Source organism: Streptomyces sp. NBC_01450 (genome assembly GCF_036227505.1).
Taxonomy (GTDB): Bacteria; Actinomycetota; Actinomycetes; order Streptomycetales; family Streptomycetaceae; genus Streptomyces.
In genome coordinates this window covers 2,197,377-2,222,512 of the sequence record NZ_CP109481.1, presented here as the reverse complement: position 1 = coordinate 2,222,512, position 25,136 = coordinate 2,197,377, and the positions used below count along the sequence as shown (strand labels likewise).

Below are 25,136 nucleotides of genomic sequence, written 5' to 3'. Positions count from 1 at the left end.
GGGCCGTTCGGCTTTCGTCGGCCGGATCCCTTGAGGAGCCCTTACAGGAACGAGTTGATCTCGTCCGTCTCGTCCTGGTGTGGCCGGGACATGGATTTCACCGGAGCCGCCCTCGACGGCGGAGATTTCAGCGACGCATGGTTCGCCGGCGGTACGGTCACCTTCGACAACGCGACGTTCTCCCATGGACACCCTGGCAATGGATCTTGATGGTCCAGGGGAGGGATGTCCAGGTGGGATGAAGGTCTCCGTATCCGGAGGAGTTCAGGAAGGACTCGGTCGCGCTCTGTCGCGCCGCGGGCGGCAAGCGCACATACGCGGCGGTGGTGGCAGACCTCGGCATCACCACCGAGTCGCTGCGGACGTGGTCCGCAAGGAAATCGCGCCCCAGGCACTGCCCGAGCGCCGCGAGTCCGGCGGGAGTCCGGCTGGGGAACTGGCCCGGTTGCGGGCGGAGAAGGAGTGGCAGCCGGAGCGTGAGAGGTTGCGCGGGAGCCGCCAGGACTTGAGGGGGGCGATGGCCTGTTCGACCAGTGCCCGGATCTTCGCGTGGGACCGGTTGACGGCCTGCTGACCGGCGGAGAGATTGTCCCCTCGGCCGCGGTGAGGAAGACGGACCGTGCCGCCTGCGCCCTGGTAGCCCTTGTCTGCCCGGCAGTTGATGCCGACCTCGGTGAAGGCGTCGATGATGCCGTGCTCACGTGCGGCCCGGACGTCATGGACGGCGCCGGCCAGCGCCGGTGAGACCCAGCGGAGACGGCCCTTCGGGCCGGCTATCACCCGCACGTTCATGCCGTGCCTCTTGTGTTTGCCGGAGCAGAAGGGGCGGTTGGCGACGATCCGGTCGATCGGCAGCGGGGTTCCGTCCAGGATCAGGTACGCCTTCGTCGATGCGGCCAGTGCTGCTGCGGCGAGTGTGGGGCGAGGGCGGCCGGGAGTTCGACGGTGGCGTGAGGGAGGCCGGCCCGGCGGGGTCATGTGGTGTGGGTTCGCCGTGTGATCCGCACGAGGTGTTCGGTCTGGGCGTCGACGGACTGGGGTCCGTTGCCGGTCAGCAGATTGTGCTCGTTGTCCCAGACGACTTTGACGGCGGCGGGGTTCAGGGTGAGGCCGACGTCGTACCCGGCCGCGTCCAGGGCGACGTCGACATAGTAGGGCAGGCGGGTGGCTTCGCCGGGCACCTTGGGGTACTGCATTTCCAGCATCATTCGCTCGCCGTAGCGGGGGACCGTGGTGATCCGTGCACCCTTGAACAGGTGCTGTTCATCGGTGGTGACGGCGCCTTCGTCATCGACGCGGTAGCGGGCGGAGGTCAGCGCGACGGGTGCGTGACAGATGAGGGAGATCGGCACGGCACTCTCCCGGAGGGTGTGCAACAGCTCGCCCATCCACGGGTTGTCGTGGAAGTCGACCATCGGCGCGTGTCCGCCGGGCATGTGGACGAACGCGAGGCCGTCGAGGGAGAAGTCGTTGGCCGGGTCGCGGTGCCGGCGGATCAGTTCGGGGATCGAGTGGTAGCGGCGCTGTGGCAGGGATTCGAAGCTCGCGACGACGTCGTCCCTGATGGAGGCGGCCTCACGGTCGGTTCTGGGCAGGGCCTGGGAGACCGGGATACGTCCGAGGTGCCGCCGCGCAAGGGCCAGTTCGGCGTTACGGCGTTCCAGCAGGGCGGGGTTCTTGGCGCGCATCGACTGGGGGCTGGAGTGCTTCGCCGCGCTCTGGATGGTGGTGCGAGCGGTGGCACTGCCCAGGTTGCCGGCCGCGTGGAAGTTGAGGGCGAGGCCGTTGATGTCGAGCTGGGGCGGGTTGCCGTCGGGAGTGGCGAGGATGAAGTCGTAGTCGTTCTCGAACGCGGCCATGACCGCGGCGAGTTCGACCAGGAAGAAGCCGGTGGGGATCCCTGGGTGGCCGGCCGGTCTGCTCAGCGGCAGAGTCCGGGCGGAGGACAGGACGAACAGGGCTTGGGGGCGGGGCTCGACGGGACTGGACACCAGAGGGCCTTTCCTTGTGCTGACGGGGCTGGGAGTCAGGCCGGTACGCCGGAGCCGCGCTTGATGAGGGCGTCGAAGGCACGGGCGGGCAGGAGCCGGCTGAGCAGGATCAGCGGGCCGGCGCCGAAGCCGACGCGGTAGCGGATGCGCGGGCGGCGGGCCGTGGCGGCCTTGGTCACCGCGTCCGCGATCACGGAAGGGGGAGAGGTCATCCGGGCCCCCTCCCGGGAGCTGCTTTCCAGGGACTTCGCCATGGCCCCGGCCTGCTCGGCGTAGGGGCCGTGACCGGAGACGGCGCGCAGCTTGTCGGCCGCGATGGCGCCCCACTCGGTGTGGATCGAGCCGGGCTCGATGAGGACGACATTGACGTCGAACCGCTTCAGTTCGAGCCGGAGCGCGTCGCTGAGTCCTTCCACGGCGAACTTGCTGGCGTGGTACCAGACCCCCATCGGGGTGGCGAAGCGCCCGCCCATGGAGCTGATGTTGACGATCGTGCCGCTGCGCCGGCTGCGCATGTGGGGCAGTACGAGCTGGGTGAGGTGGGCCAGGCCGAAGAGGTTGACGTCGATCTGGGCACGGGCCTCGTCCAGGGGTACGTCCTCCAGAGCTCCGTAGGAGCCGTAGCCGGCGTTGTTGACCAGGACGTCGATACGCCCCTCGTCCTCGATGATCCTGTCGATCGCGGACTTCGCCGAGGTGCTGTCGGTGACGTCCAGGGGCAGTGTGCGCACGCCCGCGGCGGTGAGCGCGTCCATGCGGTCGACCCGCCGCGCGGCGCCGTAGACGATGAATCCCGCCTTCAGTAACCGGAGTGCGGTGGACTCACCGATACCGGAGGAGGCCCCTGTGACCAGTGCGACCTTGTTCGACATGAGAGTTCCTTCGTTCGTGGCAGGCCCGGTGTGCGGGCCGTCGGCCGGGTGGGCTTCGCGTTGCCACAAACATAAGAGACCGGCGGTCTGAACACAAGAGGACGGCGGTCTCTAATCAAGAGACTGCCAGTCTGTAGACTTCGGACATGACCACGTTCCAGCGGGCGAGGAGTGAGGAACAGCGCCTGGCGCGAAGGCAGACCATCCTGCAGACCGCCGCGGCGATGCTCGCCGAGATGCCGGTCTCCGCGATGAGCCTCAATGAGCTGAGCCGCCGTGTCGGGCTCGCCAAGTCCAACGTGCTGCGCTACTTCGAAACACGTGAAGCCGTGCTGCTCGACCTGCTCGACCAGAGCGCCCGTGACTTCCTGACAGAAGCGGGCGAACAACTTCGCTCACTGGTGGACGCGCGCGACCCTCTGGACGTCAGGACCGAAGCCGTGGCATCCGGGCTGGCCGCGTCCTTCGCTGCCCGGCCGATGCTGTGTGAACTGCTCAGTGCGCAGGCCGGCGTACTGGAGCACAACATCTCCATCGAGGTCGCGACCCGATACAAGGAAGGCGCCCGCGACAGCCTTCTCGGACTGGCCGAGCTGCTGCGGCGCCTCTTTCCCGAGCTCGACCAACAGCGTTCCGAACAGGGCGCCAACCTGATCATCGTCTTGATCTGCGGCCTGTGGACCCACACACACCCCGCGCCCGCGGTGCGCGCCGTCTATGACGCCGACCCGAGCTTCGCGTTCATGGACTCGAACTTCCCGGACGCCCTGCATCAGGCGTTGTACATACTGCTCACGGGTCTCCTCGTCCGTAGCTGACACACTCCGCCCCGTCCGGTGTCCGCTCGCGCCGACTTGCCCGACCTGGACGCCGGCAAGAGCGGCTTACGCAGGGCGCTGTCACGTTGACTGACCGGGTGGGATGATCTTCGGGTTGATCACGCTGGGAGGGGTCGTCGGTGGGGAGCACGTTGCCGTCGTACAGGGGGACCGGTAACGCGAACGGACTGCGCCGCCGCCGGCCCCGCCGCGGCTGCGGTCGTACTCGCCGGCGTGCTGTCGACCCCGGGAGCCGCGGCTGTTGCACAAGAACTCCGTGACAACGGGGCGGGCGCCGTCACGGTCACGGAGTTCGTCGTGGCCGAACCGGAAGACTTCGTATCCACAGAACTTCAGGTCGCGGTCGCCAGCCATCGCGGTCGCGTACTTCGCGCTGTCGGGTTCAGCCTCGGCATTACGGGTGTAGTGCTGCATGCCGTCGACCTCCAGCACGACACGTCGGTTTCCGGGCAGCAGCACGAGAAAGTCCATGCGCAGGTTCTGCAGAGCGCGCACGCCTAGTTGTTGTGGTAGAGCCAGAACAGGTTCTTCTGTCCCTCGGACTTGGCCGGCAGGGAGGCTCGCATGCGGCCGTAGAGGGACCGGTTCGCCTGCTCGGGATCGCTGCTCTCCCGGGTCTCCTGCCACCAGGTGAGCAGGTCACACCGGAGCAGGCCGTTCTTGCCGACCGGGCGGTCGTAGATCAGGACCTGGTCGGCGCGTTCCGCGATCTCGATGTCGTTGTCGAGGGCACTGGTGAAGCGGATGTCGGGCTTGCCCAAGGTGGCGAAGGTGAGATTCCGAGGCCGCCGGCGCGCCCCGCGACCAACCTGGACGAGCTGGACGAGCTGGAACAGGGGGTAGCCGTCGTCTTCCCCTTCCAGACGCAGCTGCGCGTCGACGGGCTGCAGATGTCGGTTGGCCGGCTCGACGAATCGGTGCTGGGCCTGCTCGTCAGGAAGGGCGGCGGGGGACGCCAGGCCCTCGAGAAAGTGCCCGAAGCGGGAGTCCGGGGCTTCGAACGCGCGGAGCTGTTCGACGAGGTACTTGGTAGTCCAGTCCTCCTGGAACCTGATCACGTGGCGTGCGATGTCGTCTCGCAGGGTTCGAGCAGCAGGGTCCCAGGCGCTGCGCAGGTCGTCGCCCAGGTCCATACCCTGTCCAGCAGTGCCAGGAAGCGGTCCGGGTAGTTGAGGTGATCGGACAGGTCGAATTCCTTGGCCAGTTCACGCCGCGCACGGCCGGGATTCCTCACCTGAGGCCGTGCTGCCCACAGCACGTCCTGCAGCGGGTTGCGCTCCCCCCGTTACCTTCTTCGTGGTCCTGCAATGGGGTCTCCGGCCTTCGGGACGGTGTGTCAGTAGACGGTGCCGCACTGGTAGCCGGGGGCGTTCATCAGCAGCACGGCGTCACGCGAGGTGCCGTTGCCGCTGCCGCTGCCGGTCCAGGCCACGCAGTACAGGACACCTGGGTCTCCGCCGGTGGACGGCTCGGAGATGATGTTGATCGTCTGCAGGGTGGGCGGGCCGCCGCACAGGCTGTCAATGTCCTTGACGTAGGACGCGGATCCGACGGCGCAGATGTCCTTCTTGGGCTCGCAGCCCGCCGGGCCCTTGGGCATTTTGTAGGTGCCCGGCAGGCACGTGGCGGACACGGGCGCCGCCGGGGTCTTCTCCTCTTGGCCGGCTTCCGGGGTGCCTGTTGGCCGGCTTCCGGGGTGCCTGCTGCCGGGGAGGCGGTCACCGCTCCCGAACGTTCGCCGGGGGAGGCCGTGGCGGAGGCCGTCGTGGCCGCCCCGGCCCGCGTGCTGCCCCGCTGCCCGTCTTGGTTCTGTTCCACGATCAGGTAGGCGCCGGCGGCGGCCACGACGAACCCGGTGACGGCGGCCGCGGCAACGAGCCAGGTGCGGCGGCGGGCGACCCGGCGCCGGGCCAGGGTCCAGGTCGGGTCGTCCTCGGCGGCCGGCAGGCCTTCCCATCCGGCCATCACCAAGTCACCCACCAGGGTCGGCGCCTCGGCCCCCGGCTGCAGGACCTGGGTGGTCTGGGCGGCGAGAAGCACCGTGCACCGCCCGGCCAGCGGGGCGGCCGTGGGCCGCTCCTGCGGTGTCTTGGCCAGCGCGGACGTCACCAGGGTCAGGAGGTCGTCGGGGATCCCGGCAATGTCGGGGTCGCCGGACATCACCCGAACCGCGACCGCGTCCGGTGCGCCGGTGCGCCGGTGCGCCGGTGCCGAAGGGCAGCCGTCCGGTGGCGGCGTAGGCGACCAGTGCTCCCCAAGCGAAGACGTCCCCGGTCGGCCCCACAGCGCCGGTGCGGTAGCCCTCGGGGCTGATCCAGCCCGCGGTGCCGGTCATCACGCCGGTCCGGGTAACCGAGGTGCCGTCCAGGGCGTGGGCGATGCCGAAGTCCAGTACCCGCGGCCCGTCCGGCGCCAGGATGACGTTCCCCGGCTTCACATCGCGGTGCACCACCCCGGCTGCGTGGACGGCCGCCAGCGCGGCCGCGGTGCCGACCGCCAGCGCGTACAGCCGGGCCCCGGACAGCGGGCCGTGCGCGGCGATGTGCGCGCCGAGCGTGAGGCCGGGCACGTACGGGGTGGCCAGCCAGGGAACGGCCGTGCCGGGGTCCGCAGCGAGCAGCGCCACCAGACAGGGCCCCGTGACCCGCCGGGACACCTCGACTTCCCGCTTGAACCGGGCCCGGAACTCCTCGTCGCCGGCCTGCGCCGGGTGGACGACCTTGACCGCCACCCGCCGCCCGCCGGGATCCAGGGCCGCATGGACCGTTCCCATGCCGCCCGAACCCAGTCGGCCGATGAGCCGGTAGGGGCCGGTCCGGCCCGGATCACCAGGCCGCGCAGGATGAACACGCATGGACAACAACGCCCCCCACAGGCCGAACACCCCAACCGCGCAGGTCGGAACCGCAACTCTCTCACGCGCCCATCAATCAGCCAGACGACCGACCGGACTCAGCCTGCCCCACCGCGCGGGGGAAGATGGGGATGCAATGACGGAACGCGAGGACTGGAGCTTCCATGGCGAAGCGGGTTCACCAACCCCGTGAGGACGCGGAGTTCGATTTCATCCTCGGGATGAGCGGAGTCCCGGTCCTCGCATACTTCACCGGGACATGGCCCAAGGCAATCGAGCCCTGCCGGGCGATGGACCTCGTCGTGGGTGACATCGCAGACGAGTACACGGGCCGCCTGACGGCCGTCCGCACCGACATGACGCGCTGTCCGTCCGCGACCAAGCGATACGGGATCACCGGAGCCCCGTCCTACGTCCTGCTGAAGGAGGGAGAGGTGGTGGCCCACGGCACGGGGCCTATGACCATCGCCGACGTACGGGAGTTCCTGGACGGCCACCTCTGAGCGGTCGCCACGGCACTGCGGCCGCCGCGTCCCTCACGCAAGCCGTAGTGCGCGGGCTGCGGGCGTCGGTGGTGGAGCAGACGCGCGCGGCCGGGCTCACGGTGGAGTACATCGACGAGCGGCCGGACCAACCGGCGTTCGCCGACGTCGGCAGCGACGTCACGATCCACGCCCGACGGCCTGAGGTCGTCGCCGAGACCAACGTCCGGCACCAGAACGCCCGGTACCTGCCCGACGTCGTCTTGCCCGACATCGTCTTGCCCGACCGGCTCCGCGCGACAGTAGACCCGGTCGAGACGCTCTACCGGCGGACCGCCGAGATCAGTCCGCCGGGCCGCTCCTCGCTCTGCGGCGGGGTGCTGATCGGGCGGCCGTAGGCAGCAGCGCGCTCGCGCAGGGTGTGGCTGCCGGCCTCCCAGCCGTGCCCGGCCAGCCAGCCCACCGGGTCGTCGGGCATCTCCGAAACCCACATGGACGCCGCCGATCCCGGCACGGCGTCCGCGCCGAAGCGCTCGATCACGCCGCGCGAGCCCAATGTCAGCCCCATCCGACTGCCTGCCGCCGACTGCGCGCTGATCCGGGCCAGCAGCAGCTCCACCGCGTCCTCGGGCAGATAGATCAGCAGTCCTTCGGCGATCCACACGGTCGGCACCGCCGGGTCGTGCCCTGCGGCGGCCAGCGCGCCTGGCCAGTCCTCACGCAGATCCACCGCGACGGTGATCCGCTCACAGCGTGCGACGGCCCGCTCCTGGCGCAGCACCGAAGCCTTGAAGTCCAGTGGCGCGGCGGTGTCGACCTCGAACAGGCGGGTGCCCTCGGGCCAGTCCATCCGGAAGGCCCGGCTGTCCATGCCGGCGCCGAGCAGCACGACCTGTCGGACCCCGGACGCGGAGGCCTGCCGCAACAGGTCATCGAGGAACTTCGTCCTGATGACGATGGAGAACGCCACGCCCAGTCGGCGGCGTCGCGCGGCCTCGTCACCGGGCGGCGGCGAGGAGGGCCACAGGCCGCCGGCGGTGGCGAAGGCCTGTGCCAGTGGGTCGCGGAACAGCGCGTTCTCCCGCTCGGTCTCCAGCGCCCGCACCCTGGCCACCCCCACCGCCGTGGCCCACACTCCCGACGGCTGCACCCGCTCCTGCTCATCAGTCACCACGCCAGCCTAGAGGATCGATTCCAAGGGGCCGATGAGTGGAGCCAGGTTCAAAGGAGATCGGACACGCGGCGCCGGACACTTGCAACTGCCTCTGCGTGCACGGTGATCAGCGGTAACGCGGGCTCTTCAGGGCTGGTGCTCACACGCGGCTTCCCATCTGGTGTGTCACCTGAGTTCAACGGAGTAGCTGCTGCCAGAGAATTCCCATCCGTCTGTGCCTTCGCCGATGTCGGCGACGATGACGTCGTCGATGAAGTGGTCCTCGAAGTCTTCGTCGCGCAGGTCACCGGCCAGCCAGAGCGCTTCGATGTCGCTCCAGTCGCCGCGGCTTCCGTCGATCCGCAGGGGGGATCCGACAGCCACTTGAAGAGGGTGTCGAGTTTGACGTCGAGCCCGGCGCTCTCGGGGGCCTCGTAGCCGCGTCTGGTGCCGGTGAACCGGCTGAGCTGGGTGTGCCAGTGCTTGGCGCTGTAGGAGGACAGCCGGTGGACGATCTGTGTGACCGTTTCCTTCCGCTGATGAACCACTGTCGGCTTTGGCGCTCGCGGAGCTCCCGCTACTGATCAGCAGCGCGTGCTTGACGGCAGGGCTGTCGTGGTGGACGCGCCCCGCCGTTGGCACAGTCCGGTTGGGTTACCAGTGGTCGTGACGCTCGCAGCGCTCGTCGTGCTCGTGGCGCTTGATCTTGGTGAGGTCGGTGGCGGTGCGGGTGGTGGTGTCGCCGCCCCCGGTGGCCGTTGCGGTGTTCGTCACCTGGGCGTGGGCCCTGCAGGAGACGTCGACCTTCAGAGTGATGGGAGGGTAGCTGCTCCCGGCGGGGAGGACGTCGCTACGGGTGCAGGTGAGGGTGTTCAGGGTGCAGTTCCATCCCGTGCCGAGGATGCTGTCGGCGCTGAGCCAGGCGGGGAGGGCGTCGTGCACGGTGACCGTGGTGTTGTTGGTCGGGGCGGCCCCGGCCGCGTTGCCCACGGTGATGGTGTAGGTGCCATCCCACCCCTGGGTGAAGTGCCTGGTGTGGGTCTTGGTGATGGTCAAAGACGGGACCGTGTAGGAGATGATCACCTGGCCGTTGTGGTTCGCCGTCCCCATCGTCGAAAGCGCATAGGACGTGCCGGTACCCGTGGGGGTGGCGAAGCTGCTGCCCCCACCACCACCGCCCCCGCCCCCGCCCGCCGAGGTGCCCCTGTTGTTGACGGCGCCGCTGCCGCCGCCCCCGCCGGCGAAGTACCCACCCCCACCGCCCCCACCGGACCCGGTTCTGGTGGCGGCGCAGCCACCGCCGATGCTGCCCCCGGTGCCGCCGGTACCGACCGTGGCACCGGCGAACCCGCCCCCCGGCCCACCGTTCGTGACGCCACAAGACAAGACGGTACAGGCGGCCCCGCTGGCACCCCCGGTACTGGTGCTGGTGCTGCCACCGCCCCCACCCTGCCCCGACGAAGCCCCAGGGCCGGTGGCACTTCCCGCGGTACCGCCGGTGCCATCCGCCGTCGTGCCGTTGCCCCCGTTCCCCCCGTCGAGCCGGCTCCGGTGCCGCCGGCAGCGCCGCCGCCCCCGGCGACCACCAGCAAGGAGCCGCCCGCACTGACGCTGGACGTCCCACCCCCACCCGGACCCTCCGCCTGAGAACCACTGACCACGACGCCCCCGCCTGGGGCACCGCCGTTGAACCCGCCGGCACCCCCCGCCCCGGTGCCATTGCAGCCTTTGCCGCCGGTCCCGCCGACGTTGATGGTGAACGTTGTCGGGGCGGTGGTTTGCGGGAGGGTGGTCACCACCCGCGCCCCCGACCCGCCCGTCCCCGTGACGGAACAGGGGGTACCTGTGCTGTCGGCGCCGCCGGCTCCGTCCGCGGTGATCGTCACCACCGCCGCCGCCGGAACCGTCAAGGTCTGCGGAGCGCCGGTGAAGGTGAAGGTCTGCGACGGATCAGCCCTCTGCGTCCGCGCTGGTACGGCCCCCACCGGCGCGGCGGCCACTGGTGGAGCCGTGGCCGCCAGCAGCGCCATACCGGACAGCAGCGCGCATCCCACCGATACCACCCCCGCGCCGCGCTCCCCACGCCGTCCACCCGAGCCGACAGGATCGGACGCAACGACGGCACGAACCGGGGTCGTCCCACCGACCAGGACCCTGTTGAACACGGCCACGGGCCGCTGACAGCTGACCGATACCACGGCAGATCGCCCTGTCCACGAGTATGAGCGCTCATTCGCGGGTTCGCCTCTCCTCATATCAAAGCGCCCCGCACCCCCCGAGCGACAAGACACAAGCGCCACAGGACACCTGACAGAAAATCATGACAAACCACATTAAATATCCCGATCAGATCGCTTCGCGGTAGCGAGGTAATGAGAAACCTCGTGTCTCGCAGCGCCCTGCGCGACCTGGTGAGAAGGATGATTCGCATCATCGGCCGGTCTCCGCCGTGCATGGGCGAATGCCTGACGAACCAGGTGTGGGCGTGGGAAAACTGAGGCGGCAGACCATTTCCTGGGTCTCGCCCGGTGGAGCGGAGGGCCATCCCGCCGACGGACGGAATGTCGTACAGCTGCCGTCCGACTGGCCGCCGAAGCCGGGGGCACCTGGGGCCGATATCCCCCGGCGACCGCACACGGTACATCAGCCCCACCATCACCGCGGCTTCTGCACCGGCAGGGGCCCGGCGGACCCTGTCCGAGGGGACGGCCCCGGGCTGCCCGGACCGTATGCGCCGGGACCACGCTGCCCTGTGTTTCTTGTTTCAGAACAAACTTGCACGAGACAATACGAAATGGCGGAGCGTCAGCGACTTGGCTGCGGGCGCGTAAGAGCGAGGGAGGACCGGCATGTCGCAGGGGCGGAAGATCACGGTCATCCTGCTGGCGGCGATCGGCGTCGTCTCCACACCATTGATCTGGCTGCTGGACAGCCCCGACACGGGACAGCTGGCCGGAGCTTCTATCCAGGCCGCCGTCGGCATCGCCACACTTTGGAAAACGCCGCCCTCCCACTCGCTTTCTGGCGAGGTATGGCTGGAGATCCCGCCACAGCTGCCAACGAACTGGAACTGGTCATCGAGGACATGCTTCGAGTCCTCGGCCCTGCCCACCCGGACACCCTCCAAGCTCGACAAGACCTCCTCCGCTGGAGGGAAGAGGCGGGAGAGGACGGTTCGGCCGTCGGGTAACCATCGTTCGCGAAATGCAAAAATCAACACGGCGTTCTACCGGCGGCCGCCGCGGGGTGCTGGTAGGCGCGCAGTCCGGGGGCGCCGGGTGGCGCGGGCTTGCGCGTCGGGATGCCAGTGGCCGGTGAGTGCGGCGAGGAACTCCGCGGTGGTGTCGCCACGGCCACAACGGCCATTGCTGACCGGCAGGAACGGCTCAAGCCACTCCCATTCCGCATCCGTCAGATCGCCTCGCCCCATACCCCGAACAACGACAGCTGATCGACGGCATACGCTTCCGGGTCCGCACCGGCCTCCCGTGGCGCGGCATGCCCGAGGAGTACGGGCCATGGGGCCGGGCGTACGACCTGTTGCGCCGCCGGCAGCGCAATGGCACCTGGCAGCGCATCTTCACCCAGCTCCAGGCTCAGGCCGAGGCGGAAGACCTGATCGCCTGGGACCTCAACATCGACTCCACCATCTGCCGGGCCCACCAGCACGCCCCCGGAGCGCGGAAAAGGGGGACCTGCAGAAGGAGCCGTCCGGCGGCGTCGCCACCGAGCCCGACGACCACGGCATCGGGCGCCCGCGCGGCGGCCTGACCACCAAGCTGCACCTGGCCGTCGAGCAGGGACAGAAGCCCATGTCCATCGTGATCACCGCCGGACAACGCCGGCGCCTCATCGCAGTTCGAGGTCGTCCTGACGCGTCAGGGTGCCCCAGCCGGGACCGGGCAGACCGCGTACCAGGCCAAGGCGGGTGCGCTCCGACAAGGCGTACGCCTCCCGAAAGTACCGCACCTACTTGCGCAGACGTGGGATTCGCCGCACGATCCCGGACAAGGCCGAGCAGGCCCGAAACCGCAGGAAACGCGGCTCCCGCGGGGGCCGTCCACCAAAGTTCGACCCGGAGGACTACAAGGCTCGGCACGCGGTCGAGTGCGGCATCAACCGCCTAAAGGTGCGACACGAAGTCGCACACGTTAAGTGGGAAAGCCACGAAGGGAGCGAAAGCGTGCTGACCCCAGATTAGTGTCTGCAATCCGTTCCCGCGCTCACATGCGTCGCTGGTAACAGCGAGGTGTGAAGCTGAGTGTTCAAGCCCAAGGGTTCCCTGGCCATCGGGGAACAACAGGCGAGGGAAAGGCTGGACGGGTGAACAGTGTGAACCCCTGCTGATGTCTCGTAAGGTTGAAGCCGCCCGATGGTTCGTAATCAGCGGCTACAGAACCCGGCGTTGGAACACGCCAGGCGACTCCCGAGGACTTTAGATCGGGAGGAGGACACCGCCGGTTCCGGGATAGAGGGGGCACCCACCCCAGCTGCAACTTACGTGTGTGGAACGTGGAAACCCCGTTGGAGTCCGGGCTCTGGCCCGGTAAGCCAACCGCAAGGAAGGCCCAACTCTCCAGCGGGAACAGGATGGCCCAAGAAGCGAACGCCGGTCGACCGAAAGGTCGGAGGAAAACCCTGGAGTCCTTCAACCCAGGCTATAACTCGCCGGATACAGGTCTGAATGACCTGACCCGAAAGGGTGCCCACGTGGGCCGGGTGAGCCTTTGAACCATCCCGAGTAACGACGCCAGAACCTTCCGGACAAGTTAGATGCAAAGGAGGAACATGCGACAGACAGCCCCTGCTGCCGGCCGCACCTCCGGAGTGAACGGACCGCAGGGCGACCCACTGGACTGGCACAGCATCGACTGGGCCAGCACTGAGGGAAACGTACGGCGCCTGAGACAACGGATCTTCAAGGCGACACAGGAAGGGGACCTCAAGAAGGTCCGCAATCTGCAAAAGCTCATGTTGCGGAGCCGCAGTAACACGCTCGTGAGTGTGAAACGAGTGACACAGCAGAGCAAGGGCCGCAAGACGGCAGGCATCGACAGGGAACGGGCACTCACCCCCCAGGCGCGTGCCCGCATGGCGGTCGATATTGGCCAGCAAACCCAACCCTGGAGAGCCAAGCCCGTCAAGCGGGTCTATATCCCGAAGAGCAATGGAAAGCAACGCCCGCTCGGTATCCCGGTCATGCGCGACCGAGTAATCCAGGCACGCGTGAAGAATGCGCTGGAACCTGAGTGGGAAGCCCGGTTCGAATCACGCTCCTACGGATTCCGGCCAGGCCGCGGATGCCACGACGCCATCCAGGCGATCTTCAGCACCGCGAAGGGCAAGGCGGCCAAGCGTCAGTGGGTACTCGACGCCGACCTGGCCGCAGCGTTCGACCGCATCGACCACGACCACCTGCTCGACGGTGTCGGCGGCTTCCCCGCCAGGGAACTCGTCCGCCAGTGGCTGAAGGCGGGAGTGGTCGACAACGGACGCTTCACTCGCACCGACGAGGGAACACCTCAAGGCGGAGTGATCAGCCCCCTGTTGCTCAACATTGCACTCCACGGAATGGAGGAATCCGCAGACGTCCGGTTCGCAACCCGCAAAGGAAAGGTGATGTGGGCCGCGAAAGGGACGCCCATTCTGGTGCGTTACGCCGACGACTTTGCCGTGTTCTGCACGAGCAAGGAAGAGGCTGAGACGGTCAAGTCGCGACTGGGCATCTGGCTTGAACCCCGAGGGCTTCGCTTCAACGAAGAGAAGACACGAATCCTCCATCTATCGGAAGGATTCGACTTCCTCGGCTTCAATGTCCGCCGCCATGGCGACAGCCTGATCATTACGCCCAGCAAGGATGCGGTGAAGAGAATCCGGAATCGACTGCGCTCCGAGATGCAGGCTCTCCTCGGGCAGAACATCACAGTCGTACTGCGCAGACTTTCCCCTATCGTCAGGGGCTGGTCTGGGTACTACCGGACGGTGGTATCCAGCAAGACGTTCTCAGCGCTGGATAGTTACGTTTGGACGCTCACCTACAAATGGGCCAAACGCACCCACCCGAAGAAGTCGAAGCACTGGATCGTCAGCAAGTACTTCGGCAGACTCAACCGGTCCAAGAACAACAACTGGGTCTTCGGTGACCGCACCACAGGTGCACACCTTCCCAAGTTCGCCTGGACCAACATCAGACGGCACCAGCTTGTCAAGGGAAAGTCCTCACCTGACGATCCCACGCTCGGTGACTACTGGAGCCAACGCCGCAAGACGCGCACACCCCCACCGATGGACAGAATCAGCCTGACTCTGGCAGCCCGCCAGAAAGGACTTTGTCCGCTCTGTGGTCAGGCGCTCATCGTCGGCGCGGAATATGAGCCAGAAAGCCCACGCGAGTGGATTGACTGGTTCGACGCGATGAAGAAGCGGTTGCACAAACACCACTTCACCTACCGGCGAGACGGTGGATCTGATGAAGTCAAGAATCTTCGACTCGTGCACTCCGAATGCCATCAGCAACTTCATGCACGCGATGGCACCACCAAATAGCAGATCCTGTGAAGCGTTTGGGCTTGCTTGAGCCGTGGTGCTTGGAAACAGGCATGCCCGGTTCTGAGGGGGCCGGGTCATGGCAACATGACCCGGCTACCCGACCGCCACCGCGTCGTGGCCACGAGATACGACAACCTCGCGGTCCGCTACGAGGCGACCGTCCTCATCGCCGCCATCAACGAGTCGATGTGATGCCCCCGATAGCCCCGTCCGGTGTGTTGGAGGCATCGAGAAGCTTCTGCACCAAGTCGATGACCAGCTCCGGTCGTCCGACAAACGGAGAATGACCTGTCTGCCATTCCTGCACGGAGCCGCAGCGCGCGGCCATGATCCGTTGGAGACCCGGGTCGATAGCTCGATCCTCCGCGCAGACGACGTAGGCGGAAGGAATATGTTTCCAGCTTTGTCGTTCCGGGACGCCCCGCCCGCAGCCAGCCCCCTGGGCCCGTAGCAGTCCCGCTGCCCAAGCGGCCAGGTGCTCAGGGCAGTCTGCGTACAGCGCGTCCACGGCCCGGCTTGGCTGAAGCCGCGTAGAGCCATCCGACTGCGACTCGATCGCGGACTGCAACTGGGGCGACGAGCCGCCCAAACTCGCCGCACTCTCATGCGCATCCGGTACGAAGGCCGCCAGATACACCAGACGCCCGACTCCGCGCAGACCGGTGATTACCGATCCCCCGTAGGAGTGGCCCAGAACCAGGGGAGGCTCCGCCAGCGCGTCAACCGCGGCCTGCACTGCCGCCGTGTCCGCAGTCAAGGAGCCCCGATGCAGTTCGGGAGTAACCACGTCCACACCTGCCGTTCGCAGGCCCTCAGCAACCTGGATGAAGTGCTCAGGTTGGTGATACAGGCCGTGAACCAAAACCGCGCTCGCCACTTGGTCCGCCTCCCCAGGTCGACCGCCGAGGGTGCGATCCTGGACCGCTGAGCCTTGCCGGTGATCCACTTCCGATACACGCTGGACCAGGTGTCAGCACCCCGCCAACATCACCACCAGAGTCACGGTATTGACCCTAGTCCGCCTTCTCCTCTAGCCGTCGAATGGTCGGCCGCTCGCGGCCCCAGGCGGCCAGCGGCTGGAGTGCGTCATTGAGGCGCATGCCGTCCTCGGTCAGCGAGTACTCGACGCGGGGCGGCACCTCGTCGTAGGAGACGCGGTGCACGACGCCGTCCGCTTCCAGCTCACGTAGGTGAGAGGCCAGCACCTTCTCGGTGATCCCCGGAAGCAGTCGACGCAGCTCGCCGAAGCGACGGTGGGGATGCTCGTGGAGCGCCCAGAGGATCAGCACCTTCCACTTGCCGCCGATCACCTCCATCGCGGTGTCGATCCCGCAGACGTGTCCGTCTGGTGTGCCCGGCCGGTTAAGCGTCGTCATGCCCCACCCTTCTGACGTGTTCGCTCACCCCGAGGTAACCACCCACTACCAAGTGCGTACTTGATCACCTCCGGACCTGCGACCAGCCTAATCGGCATGGCACAGAACCCTCTTGAGAAGACTCCCGTCACGATGCTGGGCCTCGGCGCGATGGGCACCGCGCTGACCCGCACCTGGCTTGCCGCCGGCCACCCACTCACCGTCTGGAACCGCACCCCAACCCGCGCCGCAGCGCTCGCCACCGAGGGCGCATGGGTCGCGGACACCGCCGCTGAGGCGGTCGCAGCGAACACCCTGATCGTCCTTTGTCTGTTGGACGACACCTCGGTCGATGAGGTGCTGGCCGGCACCGACCTGGCCGACAGGGACCTGGTCAACCTGACCACCACCACCCCCGCCCAGGCCCGCGCCCGCGCCGAGTGGGCCGGCGAGCGCGGCGCCCGCTACCTGGACGGCGGGATCATGGCCGTCCCTCCGATGATCGGCGTCCCGGAAACCGGCGGTTACGTCTTCTACAGCGGCTCGCGGGAGCTGTTCGAGCGGCACCAGGAGACCCTGAGCATCCCGGCCGGCACTACCTACGTCGGCGAGGACGCGGGCTTCGCGGCCCTGCACGACGTGGCCCTTCTCAGCGCCATGTACGGGATGTTCGCCGGGGCCGCACACGCCTTCGCCCTGATCCGCAAGGAGGACATAGACCCCGCGGCGCTCGCCCCGCTGCTCGCCGACTGGCTCGTCGCGATGGCCCCGGCAGTTCACCAGACCGCCGATCAGTTGCGGAGCGGCGACTACACCAAGGGCGTCGTCTCCAACCTCGCCATGCAGGTGGCTGGCACGCCTACTTTCCTGAGCACCGCCGAGCAGCAGGGTGTCAGCCCGGAACTGCTCAGCCCGTACTTCGAGCTGTTGCGCCGCCGCCTGGCCGAGGGCAGCGGTGAAGAGGACCTGACGGGAGTGATCGACCTGCTGGTGAACTGACCAGCCACTTGCCGCCACAGAAGCGACCCTGCTGATCACAGTCCTCAACGAGAGGCTGTGACCAGCACTTTCACAGCACGCCCTAGTTGGCCATCGGCAGTGCCAGTAGGCCATCCGCGCGCCATTCGGACAATCGGACACTGCGGCTTGGTTTCGGCTTCCCCACTTTCCTTTCCCCTCGCCGGCGGCCTCTGCCGCTGCGCTGTGGGGCTCCGTCCCGCCCTGTTCCGGAGCGCAGGCTGGTGGGGGCGAGACGACTGGCCACCAGACCTGTCTCGGCAAAGGTGAACCACGGCATGGCTGTACCCTGCGGCCGCGGCGAAACCCGGTGGAGTTTCCCAGTCGGTGTCACCGAGGATCGCGTCATGCGTGTCTTCCTGGAAACTGACCGGCTCGTGCTGCGGCCGTTCACCCGCGACGATGTCGACCGCCTCCTCGCGCTCGACAATGACCCCGACGTCATGCGCTTCATCGACGGCGGTCGGCCCACGAGCCGCGAAGCGATCCTCGAACGGATCCTGCCGCGACTTCTGCACAACCACCCGTGCTTCGGAACCCGCGGATACCGGGCAGCCCAGGAGAAGGACACCGAGGTGTTCCTGGGCTGGTTCGAATTCCGGCCGCTGAACGAAGACAAGCCGGCCGTGGTCGAACTCGGCTACCGGCTCAACAAGGCCGCCTGGGGCCGCGGCTATGCCACGGAGGGAGCACGCGCCCTCATCGACAAGGGCTTCACACAGTTCGGGGTGGAGCGGGTGACCGCGAACACCATGGCGGTCAACCGGGCGTCACGACGCGTGATGGAGAAGTCCGGACTGTCCTTCCTCCGGAACTACACCGGGGACTGGCCGGAGGTGATTCCTGGTTCCGAACACGGCGAGGTCGAGTACGAACTCACTCGGGCGGAGTGGGAGCGGCGCTGAACGAGACAGATCAGCGCATGGCCAAGGTGGACTGAGTAGGTCGCCGCGATGCTGGTGCCGCCGCAGCCGCCCGCGGGCTCGATCGGCGTTTCGAGGACCACCTCAAAAGCTCGAGCGCCATTTCCGGGCGAGCCGCCCTCTCAGAACTCGCCGGCAATCTCTCGTGGACGGGCAGTGGCGCGGTAGCCGTTGCACTGCGTCGGCGGTGGATCGTCCAGACCAGGCCGCCCCTCGTCGCCTGATGGTGTGGGTGCGGGGCGGAATCCGCCGATCCGCGGCCGGTGGTCTGCTGGTGTGGCGGGGCGAGGGAACTCGGTCAGGAGGCCTCGGGCGGTGCGACCGCTCCGTGCCGTCGCACCAGCCGGTGCCGGAAGCCCTTCGGCAGTGTGCCCAAGTAACCTGCCGTACGCGCACACCCCCCCCCGTGTACGCGTCGGAGTCCATGGCGCCGACCGCGTTCGGTAGATGAACATCCTCAGGTGAGAGCGGGCTGGGCAAGGTCAGTACCGAGGTGCGTACAGGTTGCCCGACTGCGGGTACGGGCTGCCCGACTGCGGGTACGGGCTGCCCGACTGCGGGTACGGGTTACCCGACTGCGGGTACGGGTTACCCGACTGCGGGTACGGGTTACCCGACTGCGGGTACGGGTTACCCGACTGCGGGTACGGGTTACCCGACTGCGGGTACGAGCTGCCCGACTGTATGGTGAACGAGCCGTTGAGCAGCGGCCCCGGCGTATAGCCGCCACTGGGCAGCGCCTGCGGCGCCATGGCATCCATGGACCCTCCGTCCACGGTGACTTGGGTGAAACGCACGCTGTCGAATTCCGGATAGGCCTGGTTGGGCGACTCGATCACCGCCTCCGCGCTGACATTTTTTGCTTGAAGCGTCTTTTTGACGTGCTCGGTCCAACCCTTGGTGTTGTTGGTCAGGGCCAGCGAGTAGCCACCCGCGCCATCGGAGGTGACCGACGCGGTCATGCTGTCCCCCTCGGAGACCGGATCCTGCCAGTACACCGGTGGGGCCGGATACATCTCGTACCAAGCGGTTCTCACCGGAGAGCCGCTGGAGCAGTCGGTCTGCACCCCAGCTTGCTCCACCGTGTGTGAGCCCCAGCCGTCCAGCCCGACCCAGGGGGCGAACATGTCGTTCTTGGAATGGCAGACGACATGCGGCTCCGTCCACGAGCCGGTGACTTTGGTGAAGCTGCCCTGGGTCACGTAGCCGGCCCAGTTCGAGCCGCCTGACTGCTGCTGGGCCGTGGGGTCGAACCGCACAGTCGGCATCGCGGTGGCTGCGGAGGCCGCCGGGGAAAGAGCTGTCGCGGCGAGAACCAGCCCTGCTGCCGCGAATGCGGCCGGGGTGCGCCGTGTGGTGCCTGCGCTGCCTATTCGCATAACGATGACCGGTCTCCTTGCGAGATGTGGAACTCAAGTCGGGTGAGAGGGGACCGTCCCTGCGGACGGTCTACGGGCACTGGTGGTGGCAATGCCGTCCGGAAGACGTCGTGCTGCGGACCTACGTGACACGAACACGCCGCAGGGGCGACGAGTTGCCGACGATCCCTTGGCTCGTCGCGCGGCGTCGTGGGCTCCGGCCCGGCGACGACTTGCTCGGATATTTCATCCCACTGGTAGCGATGACAAGTGTTTTGTGATGGTCGTCACCACGTCGCTTCGTCACAATGCCGACGGAGAGTCGGAGGGCGTTTTGGGAGATTTAGCACCGTTTCAATACGTTGCGACCACCCGCAAAAGCCGTCATTTCGGACATCAAGGCTGGCAAGTCCGGACCCTTAATGCCCAGAGCGCCACTTGCAGTCGCGCCGGGCAATACCTGCAGGTCGACCGCACCTCCACATGCCCCAATCGCAGTAAATATGCAGGAAAACTCTTAACTAGCTCTCTTGGGATAGTTAGCCTGCTAATGCCCGCTTTAGGGTGATTCTCGGGGCAGGGGTGCTGGCCGCGGCGCCGACTACTGCTTCCTGGCGAAGTTGCCGGTGTCGGCTTCGGTGAGGATGCCGAGTTTGACCAGGCGCTTCAGCTTGGCCCAGGCGCCTTCGGTGAGCTTCGGCAGCAGGTCGTGGCCGAAGGCCTGGCTGACGTCCTTGGCTCGCAGGGGGCCGGTCACCTCGTTGAAGACAGCGAAGATGCGCGGGTAGTCCGGGTGTACTCGGGCAGCTCCGGCGGGGATGCGGGGAGCCGGTCGGCGAGGCCGATGACGGTCTTGTGGGTGATCGCGAGGTGCTCGAGGTGTGTCCCGGCCTCACGCAGCCGGGTCTGCAGGCCGTCCATCCGCGCGCGACGATCATCGGCCAGTGGACGCGAGAAACGGACGAGGTGGTGCGGTGCTCGTAGTCACGGGCCAGGCGCCGGTGCAGTATCAGGATCCCGTACGCCTGCTCAGCCCTCCGCCGGTTCGGTTGCGGCAGGAATCCCCGGTGCCCAGGGTGCGTGGCCTAGGTGTATGAGGGCTCGACGTTGGTGACGCTCTCGCGGAGGCGTGCTGCTGGCGGCTTTCCGGCGGCAGCACTATGCGGCCGGTGGTAGTTGTAGTGGATGTTCCACACTGTGATCGCGGCTGACCGGGCGTCCTGGCTGGTGAACTCGCGGGCGTAGAGGACTTCCTCGGCCATGATGCGCTGGTAGCGCTCCACCTTCCCGTTGTGCCGAGGTGTGTATGGTTTGGTTCTCTGATGCCGGGTGCCTTGCCCGACGATGCGGGCGAAGTCGCCGGAGCGGTAGCAAGCGCCATTGTCGGTGACGACCCGGTGGATGTGGTTTATGCCGTGGGCGGCGAACCAGACCTTCGCCCGGGCGAGGAAAACAAGCAGCCGTCACGCCCTTCTCATCGCCCAGCGGTTGTGTGTAGGCGAGCCGTGAGAAACCATCGACGACGGAGTGCGGGTAGACGTAGCCACGCTTCGCCCCGGCCGACTTCGCCCGACTAGCGACCTTGGCCTGATCGCTGTCCTGGCCGTGGATCCGCCACCCGCCGCCATCAGGGATCCGGCCGACCTTCTTCACATCCAGGTGCACCATGTGTCCGGGCCAGCGGGCGATGGTCTTCCCCAGCTTCCGGTTGTTCTCACCGCCTGGGTCGATGAAGCGGCGTTCGCCGAGGCCGAGCCGGGTCAGGTGTCGGCTGACAGTTCGCCGGTTGATCACAAAACCGATACTCACAAGTTCGTCGGAGATCCGTTGCGCGGACCACTTGTGCTCGCGGCGCCAGGACTCGATCTGCTCGATGACCCATGCTGGAGTCGCGTTCGGACTCCGGTGCGGACTCGACGGCCGGTCTTGCAATCCCGCATCACCGTGTAGCCGCCAGCGATTTACCCACTTGCCGGCGCATGCGCGAGAGATGCCCATCTCAGCGGCGACGTGGGCGATGGGACGTGTCTGGCACCGCTTCACGAGCTGCCTACGGCCCTCGACGCTCAGGGGCGCATTCGCGTGGGGCACTCGTCGTCCTCTCGAAGTCAGACGACGGCAGGCGCGACACCCATCGTGCGCGCCTGCCGCATTGCGGCCTTTCAGTCCTGCGGTGCGACGCGGATACGGTTCCCGTCAGGATCGGCTGCGAGGAAGGTCAGCCCGAACCCCGCATCATGAGGCTCGCGCAGGATCGTGACCCCCTTGGAATTCCACTGCTTAAAGGTCGCGTTGAGCTCGTCGGGTCCACCGTCGATGGCCAGGCAAACCTCACTGGTGCGCGGGACGTCCGGTGACAGATCCTCGAACTGGCCAGACCACAGAGCGAGGTCAGCGCCTGGCCCGAGGTCGAATGTGATGTATCCCGAAGTCTCGAACGAGGGGCTCATGCCGAGGAGGTCGCCGTAGAAACGAGCTGCGGCGGGCGCGTCGTTCACGTAGACGATGGACACGACGGATGTGGTCATGGTTGTTCCTTCTCACAGGTCGTAGGTACGCATCCACCAGCCTGACCGGGATATGCGCCGCATCGTGTCGCAATTCCTGAAAAAATTGGTGTGTGACCCCAGATCGCTTCTTCACCCTGATGCTGCTCCTCAAATCGAGGGATGCCGTGACCACACAGGAACTTGCCTCAGCGCTCGGAGTGTCCCTTCGAACCATCACCCGAGACCTGAACTGGCTCCGCGACGCCGGTCTGCCGGTGACCGCACACCGGGGCCGCCTCGGAGGCGTGACCATGCTGCCCGGGTCCGGGCTCGACCTCACGCGACTCACACCGGGCGAGCGTGATCATCTGTCGCTCACCGGGCTGGATGAGAAGCAACGTGCGGAGCTCAACGCATCGGTCGAAAGCCAGCGCGCGCTCTCCAAGATCGTCGCTACACAGCCACGTCGAGTTCATGAGCTCTTGCCGCTCACCGACGTAGTGCACGTGGACAGCCGTCCCTGGCGTCAGGCACGAGCTTCCGGCACGACTCCGGCTTCGCTGATCGGCGCAGTGCGGCGAGGTCGCCGGCTACGGATCGAGTACGACAGCCCACGCGAGTCATGCCCACGCGACCTGGTCGTGGATCCCTACGGGCTGTTCGCCAAGGCCGGCATCTGGTACCTCGTCGCCGACTGTGCCCGAGTGCCACGGATGTACCGACTCGAACGGATCACGACGTGGAAAGAAGTCGATCAGCCACGACGGATCCGCGAGAGCCAGACCCTGGCCACCGTCGCTGCAGCGCTCATTGATCAGTGGGAGCACAACCACGCGATAGAGGTCAGCGCCACCATCGACCAGACCCAGATCGTGTCGGCGACGGGTGAATCGTGACCCTCTGACGGCGGATCAAAACTGACCCACTTCGTGGTCTTCTGACCAACCTGATCTTGATCGAAGGTCAGGAGAAGAGGGTGATTTCCGTGGAGGACTGGGCAGAGATCCGCAGGCTGCACCGGGCCGAGCAGATGCCGATCCGGGCGATCGCCCGGCAGCTGGGCATCTCGAAGAACACCGTGAAGCGGGCCCTGGCCACCAACCGGCCACCGCTCTACTCCCGGCCGGCGAAGGGTTCGGCGGTCGACACGGTCGAGCCGCAGATCCGGGAGCTTTTGAAGCAGACTCCGACGATGCCCGCGACGGTGATCGCCGAGCGGATCGGCTGGGACCGTGGCATGACCGTCCTCAAGGAACGCGTACGCGAGCTGCGGCCCGCCTATCTGCCCGTCGATCCGGTCTCACGCACCACCTATCAGCCCGGCGAGCTGGCCCAGTGCGACCTGTGGTTCCCACCCGTCGACATCCCGCTCGGATACGGGCAGTCCGGCCGTCCTCCAGTGCTCGTGATGGTCTCGGGATACTCGCGGATCATCGCCGCACGGATGCTGCCCACCCGCACCACCGGCGACCTGATCGACGGCCACTGGAAGCTGCTGACCGGCTGGAACGCGGTCCCGCGGATGCTGGTCTGGGACAACGAGGCCGGCATCGGCCGCGGCAAGGTGACCGGCGACTTCGCCGCATTCGCGGGCCTGCTCGCCACCCGGATCTACCTCTGCCGGCCCCGTGATCCAGAAGCGAAAGGGCTGGTGGAGCGGGCCAACGGTTACCTGGAGACGAGCTTCCTGCCGGGCCGCACCTTCACCGGGCCCGACGACTTCACCACCCAGCTGACCGCCTGGCTGGCCATCGCCAACCGGCGCCAGCACCGCACCCTGGGCGCCCGCCCCGTCGACCGGTGGGAAGCCGACCGGGCCCAGATGCTCACGCTGCCGCCGGTCGACCCGCCGCGCTGGTGGCGTTTCGCCACCCGCATCGGCCGCGACCACTACATCCGCGTCGACACCTGCGACTACTCCGTGCACCCCCTGGCCATCGGCAAGAAAGTCCAGGTCCGCACCGACACCGACGAGGTCGTCGTGACCCTCGCCCCCGGCGGGGCGGAAGTCGCCCGCCATCCACGGTGCTGGGCCAAGCAGCAGACCATCACCGACCCGGTCCATGCCCGCGCCGCCGCCGTTCTGCGCGGCGACTACCGCCACCACCAAGCCTCCCAGGCCCAGGCCGCCCGCCGGCACAACGCCGCCACCGCCAGTGATCTCGTCGAGGTCGAACAACGCCAACTCGACTCCTATGACCGCATGTTCACCCTCATCGAGGGCGGCGGCCAAGCCGATGATCCGGAGGTCTCCTGATGCCCACCACCAAGACCGCCGCCGCGGCGGCGGGGCCCAGGACCGGCCGTCAGACCGCCGCCGACCTGTCCTTCCTGGCCCGGGCGATGAAGGCCCCGGCCCTGCTGGACGCCGCCGAACGCCTGGCCGAACGCGCCCTGAAGGAGACCTGGACCCACACCGAGTTCCTCGTCGCCTGCCTCCAGCGGGAGGTCTCCGCCCGCGAGTCCCACGGCGGCGAGGCCCGCATCCGCACCGCCCGCTTCCCCGCGATCAAGACGATCGAGGAACTCGACATCACCCATCTGCGCGGCATAACGCGCCAACAGCTCGCCCATCTGGGCACGTTGGACTTCATCGCCGCGAAGGACAACGCTGTTTTTCTGGGACCGCCGGGAACCGGGAAGACACACCTGGCGATCGGACTCGCGGTCCGCGCCTGCCAGGCCGGCCACCGGGTCGCGTTCGCCACCGCCGCCGAATGGGTCGACCGCCTGGCCGCCGCCCACCACGCCGGACACCTCCAGACCGAGCTCACCAAACTGTCCCGCTATCCGCTGATCGTGGTCGACGAGGTCGGCTACATCCCCTTCGAAGCCGAGGCCGCGAACCTGTTCTTCCAGCTGGTCTCGAACCGATACGAGAGAGCGAGTGTGATCGTCACGAGCAACAAACCCTTCGGACGCTGGGGCGAGGTCTTCGGCGACGAGACCGTGGCCGCCGCCATGATCGACCGCCTCGTCCACCACGCCGAGGTCCACTCCCTCAAAGGCGACTCCTACCGCATGCGAGGACGCCAACTCGGACGCGTCCCCACCGCCACACACGACACCGACTGAACACCGGCAACCAGACCCGGTGGGTCAGAACTCGACCGCCCACACCGGGTCAGGATTCAGCCGCCGCCGACAGATCGAGCGAGCGCAACGGATCTTTGGCCTACGACTCGTCCCGGACGACCATGAAGAATCCGCCACTGGCCGCAAGGTAACGATCCGCTTCCTGCATCTGGAGGACG

At 67.3% G+C, this 25,136-nt stretch carries 26 protein-coding genes and 3 pseudogenes; 10 read left to right on the top strand and 19 right to left on the bottom strand.

Annotated elements, in window-relative coordinates:
- Positions 1–480: 480 nt before the first annotated feature.
- From OG568_RS58775 to OG568_RS58765, 3 genes and pseudogenes are all read right to left on the bottom strand, one after another.
- A pseudogene (locus OG568_RS58775) lies at positions 481–921 on the bottom strand (transposase family protein); the annotation flags it as partial.
- Positions 922–974: 53 nt separating this feature from the next.
- On the bottom strand, positions 975–1,991 hold the full coding sequence (locus OG568_RS58770; RefSeq protein WP_329538139.1) for a hypothetical protein: 1,017 nt from the start codon (positions 1,989–1,991) through the stop codon (positions 975–977).
- Positions 1,992–2,026: 35 nt separating this feature from the next.
- Positions 2,027–2,863, bottom strand: coding sequence for an oxidoreductase (locus tag OG568_RS58765; protein ID WP_329538138.1), 837 nt, complete (start codon positions 2,861–2,863; stop codon positions 2,027–2,029).
- A gap of 146 nt (positions 2,864–3,009) precedes the next feature.
- Between OG568_RS58765 and OG568_RS58760 the strand changes: the two genes are divergently transcribed.
- Positions 3,010–3,681 carry a TetR/AcrR family transcriptional regulator gene (locus tag OG568_RS58760; RefSeq protein WP_329538136.1) on the top strand — a complete coding sequence of 224 codons (672 nt, stop codon included), beginning with the start codon at positions 3,010–3,012 and terminating at the stop codon, positions 3,679–3,681.
- An 81-nt stretch (positions 3,682–3,762) separates the two neighbouring features.
- On the opposite strand, the gene OG568_RS58755 is transcribed toward OG568_RS58760, so the two are convergent.
- The 5 genes from OG568_RS58755 to OG568_RS58735 all read right to left on the bottom strand — a co-directional run bounded on the left by OG568_RS58755 (position 3,763) and on the right by OG568_RS58735 (position 6,556).
- Positions 3,763–4,197, bottom strand: coding sequence for a hypothetical protein (locus OG568_RS58755; protein ID WP_329538134.1), 435 nt, complete (start codon positions 4,195–4,197; stop codon positions 3,763–3,765).
- A 2-nt stretch (positions 4,198–4,199) separates the two neighbouring features.
- Entirely contained in the window at positions 4,200–4,760 is a 561-nt protein-coding gene (locus OG568_RS58750; RefSeq protein WP_329538133.1) for a hypothetical protein, read from the bottom strand.
- Positions 4,757–4,936: a hypothetical protein gene (locus OG568_RS58745; RefSeq protein WP_329538132.1), complete on the bottom strand. Its 180-nt coding sequence runs from the start codon at positions 4,934–4,936 to the stop codon at positions 4,757–4,759. Before OG568_RS58745 ends, OG568_RS58750 begins: the two co-directional genes overlap by 4 nt.
- A gap of 102 nt (positions 4,937–5,038) precedes the next feature.
- Positions 5,039–5,335 carry a hypothetical protein gene (locus OG568_RS58740; protein ID WP_329538131.1) on the bottom strand — a complete coding sequence of 99 codons (297 nt, stop codon included), beginning with the start codon at positions 5,333–5,335 and terminating at the stop codon, positions 5,039–5,041.
- Between the two features lie 339 nt (positions 5,336–5,674).
- A complete protein-coding gene (locus OG568_RS58735) occupies positions 5,675–6,556 on the bottom strand; it encodes a serine/threonine-protein kinase (protein WP_329538130.1) in 882 nt (293 codons plus the stop codon).
- Between the two features lie 164 nt (positions 6,557–6,720).
- On the opposite strand from OG568_RS58735, the gene OG568_RS58730 reads away from it, so the two are divergent.
- A complete protein-coding gene (locus OG568_RS58730; protein WP_329538129.1) occupies positions 6,721–7,059 on the top strand; it encodes a thioredoxin family protein in 339 nt (112 codons plus the stop codon).
- Positions 7,060–7,106: 47 nt separating this feature from the next.
- The gene (locus tag OG568_RS58725) at positions 7,107–7,436 is read left to right on the top strand and encodes a hypothetical protein (protein ID WP_329538128.1); all 330 of its coding nucleotides are present in this window, start codon (positions 7,107–7,109) and stop codon (positions 7,434–7,436) included.
- Here the strand turns inward: OG568_RS58725 and OG568_RS58720 are convergent.
- The 4 genes from OG568_RS58720 to OG568_RS58705 form a co-directional block, all read right to left on the bottom strand.
- A complete protein-coding gene (locus OG568_RS58720) occupies positions 7,361–8,209 on the bottom strand; it encodes a class I SAM-dependent methyltransferase (RefSeq protein WP_329538127.1) in 849 nt (282 codons plus the stop codon). The two genes, OG568_RS58725 and OG568_RS58720, sit on opposite strands and share 76 nt — an antisense overlap.
- A gap of 168 nt (positions 8,210–8,377) precedes the next feature.
- The gene (locus OG568_RS58715; RefSeq protein ID WP_329538126.1) at positions 8,378–8,575 is read right to left on the bottom strand and encodes a hypothetical protein; all 198 of its coding nucleotides are present in this window, start codon (positions 8,573–8,575) and stop codon (positions 8,378–8,380) included.
- A gap of 270 nt (positions 8,576–8,845) precedes the next feature.
- The gene (locus OG568_RS58710; protein WP_329538125.1) at positions 8,846–9,301 is read right to left on the bottom strand and encodes a hypothetical protein; all 456 of its coding nucleotides are present in this window, start codon (positions 9,299–9,301) and stop codon (positions 8,846–8,848) included.
- A gap of 1,654 nt (positions 9,302–10,955) precedes the next feature.
- Positions 10,956–11,303, bottom strand: a complete 348-nt coding sequence (locus tag OG568_RS58705) for a hypothetical protein (RefSeq protein WP_329538123.1) — start codon at positions 11,301–11,303, stop codon at positions 10,956–10,958.
- A gap of 287 nt (positions 11,304–11,590) precedes the next feature.
- Between OG568_RS58705 and OG568_RS62030 the strand changes: the two are divergent.
- A pseudogene (locus OG568_RS62030) lies at positions 11,591–12,392 on the top strand (IS5 family transposase).
- A 587-nt stretch (positions 12,393–12,979) separates the two neighbouring features.
- Complete coding sequence (ltrA, locus tag OG568_RS58690; protein WP_329538122.1) at positions 12,980–14,737, top strand: group II intron reverse transcriptase/maturase; 1,758 nt, start codon at positions 12,980–12,982, stop codon at positions 14,735–14,737.
- A 178-nt stretch (positions 14,738–14,915) separates the two neighbouring features.
- On the opposite strand, the gene OG568_RS58685 is transcribed toward ltrA, so the two are convergent.
- On the bottom strand, positions 14,916–15,617 hold the full coding sequence (locus OG568_RS58685; RefSeq protein ID WP_329538121.1) for an alpha/beta hydrolase: 702 nt from the start codon (positions 15,615–15,617) through the stop codon (positions 14,916–14,918).
- A 136-nt stretch (positions 15,618–15,753) separates the two neighbouring features.
- Positions 15,754–16,116 (bottom strand): winged helix-turn-helix transcriptional regulator, encoded by a 363-nt coding sequence (locus OG568_RS58680; protein ID WP_329538120.1) that lies wholly within the window; start codon positions 16,114–16,116, stop codon positions 15,754–15,756.
- A gap of 96 nt (positions 16,117–16,212) precedes the next feature.
- Here OG568_RS58680 and OG568_RS58675 point away from each other — a divergent pair, with 96 nt between their 5' ends.
- Together OG568_RS58675 and OG568_RS58670 are read left to right on the top strand one after the other, a co-directional pair.
- Positions 16,213–17,094: an NAD(P)-dependent oxidoreductase gene (locus OG568_RS58675; RefSeq protein WP_329538118.1), complete on the top strand. Its 882-nt coding sequence runs from the start codon at positions 16,213–16,215 to the stop codon at positions 17,092–17,094.
- A 365-nt stretch (positions 17,095–17,459) separates the two neighbouring features.
- A complete protein-coding gene (locus tag OG568_RS58670) occupies positions 17,460–18,017 on the top strand; it encodes a GNAT family N-acetyltransferase (protein WP_329538117.1) in 558 nt (185 codons plus the stop codon).
- Positions 18,018–18,517: 500 nt separating this feature from the next.
- Here OG568_RS58670 and OG568_RS58665 read toward each other — a convergent pair whose 3' ends face one another.
- The 5 genes and pseudogenes from OG568_RS58665 to OG568_RS58645 all read right to left on the bottom strand — a co-directional run bounded on the left by OG568_RS58665 (position 18,518) and on the right by OG568_RS58645 (position 21,921).
- Entirely contained in the window at positions 18,518–19,294 is a 777-nt protein-coding gene (locus OG568_RS58665) for a G1 family glutamic endopeptidase (protein ID WP_329538115.1), read from the bottom strand.
- 700 nt (positions 19,295–19,994) lie between these two features.
- Positions 19,995–20,150, bottom strand: a complete 156-nt coding sequence (locus OG568_RS58660) for a hypothetical protein (RefSeq protein WP_329538114.1) — start codon at positions 20,148–20,150, stop codon at positions 19,995–19,997.
- Positions 20,147–20,314, bottom strand: a complete 168-nt coding sequence (locus OG568_RS58655; protein WP_329538113.1) for a hypothetical protein — start codon at positions 20,312–20,314, stop codon at positions 20,147–20,149. The genes OG568_RS58660 and OG568_RS58655 overlap by 4 nt, the downstream gene beginning before the upstream one ends.
- A gap of 164 nt (positions 20,315–20,478) precedes the next feature.
- A pseudogene (locus tag OG568_RS58650) lies at positions 20,479–21,484 on the bottom strand (IS481 family transposase).
- Between the two features lie 71 nt (positions 21,485–21,555).
- A complete protein-coding gene (locus OG568_RS58645) occupies positions 21,556–21,921 on the bottom strand; it encodes a VOC family protein (protein ID WP_329538112.1) in 366 nt (121 codons plus the stop codon).
- A 92-nt stretch (positions 21,922–22,013) separates the two neighbouring features.
- Here OG568_RS58645 and OG568_RS58640 point away from each other — a divergent pair, with 92 nt between their 5' ends.
- The 3 genes from OG568_RS58640 to istB all read left to right on the top strand — a co-directional run bounded on the left by OG568_RS58640 (position 22,014) and on the right by istB (position 24,957).
- Positions 22,014–22,778 (top strand): helix-turn-helix transcriptional regulator, encoded by a 765-nt coding sequence (locus OG568_RS58640; protein WP_329538111.1) that lies wholly within the window; start codon positions 22,014–22,016, stop codon positions 22,776–22,778.
- An 80-nt stretch (positions 22,779–22,858) separates the two neighbouring features.
- Positions 22,859–24,139, top strand: coding sequence for an IS21 family transposase (gene istA, locus OG568_RS58635; protein ID WP_329533422.1), 1,281 nt, complete (start codon positions 22,859–22,861; stop codon positions 24,137–24,139).
- Positions 24,139–24,957: an IS21-like element helper ATPase IstB gene (gene istB / locus OG568_RS58630; RefSeq protein ID WP_329533421.1), complete on the top strand. Its 819-nt coding sequence runs from the start codon at positions 24,139–24,141 to the stop codon at positions 24,955–24,957. The genes istA and istB overlap by 1 nt, the downstream gene beginning before the upstream one ends.
- Positions 24,958–25,136: the final 179 nt, after the last annotated feature.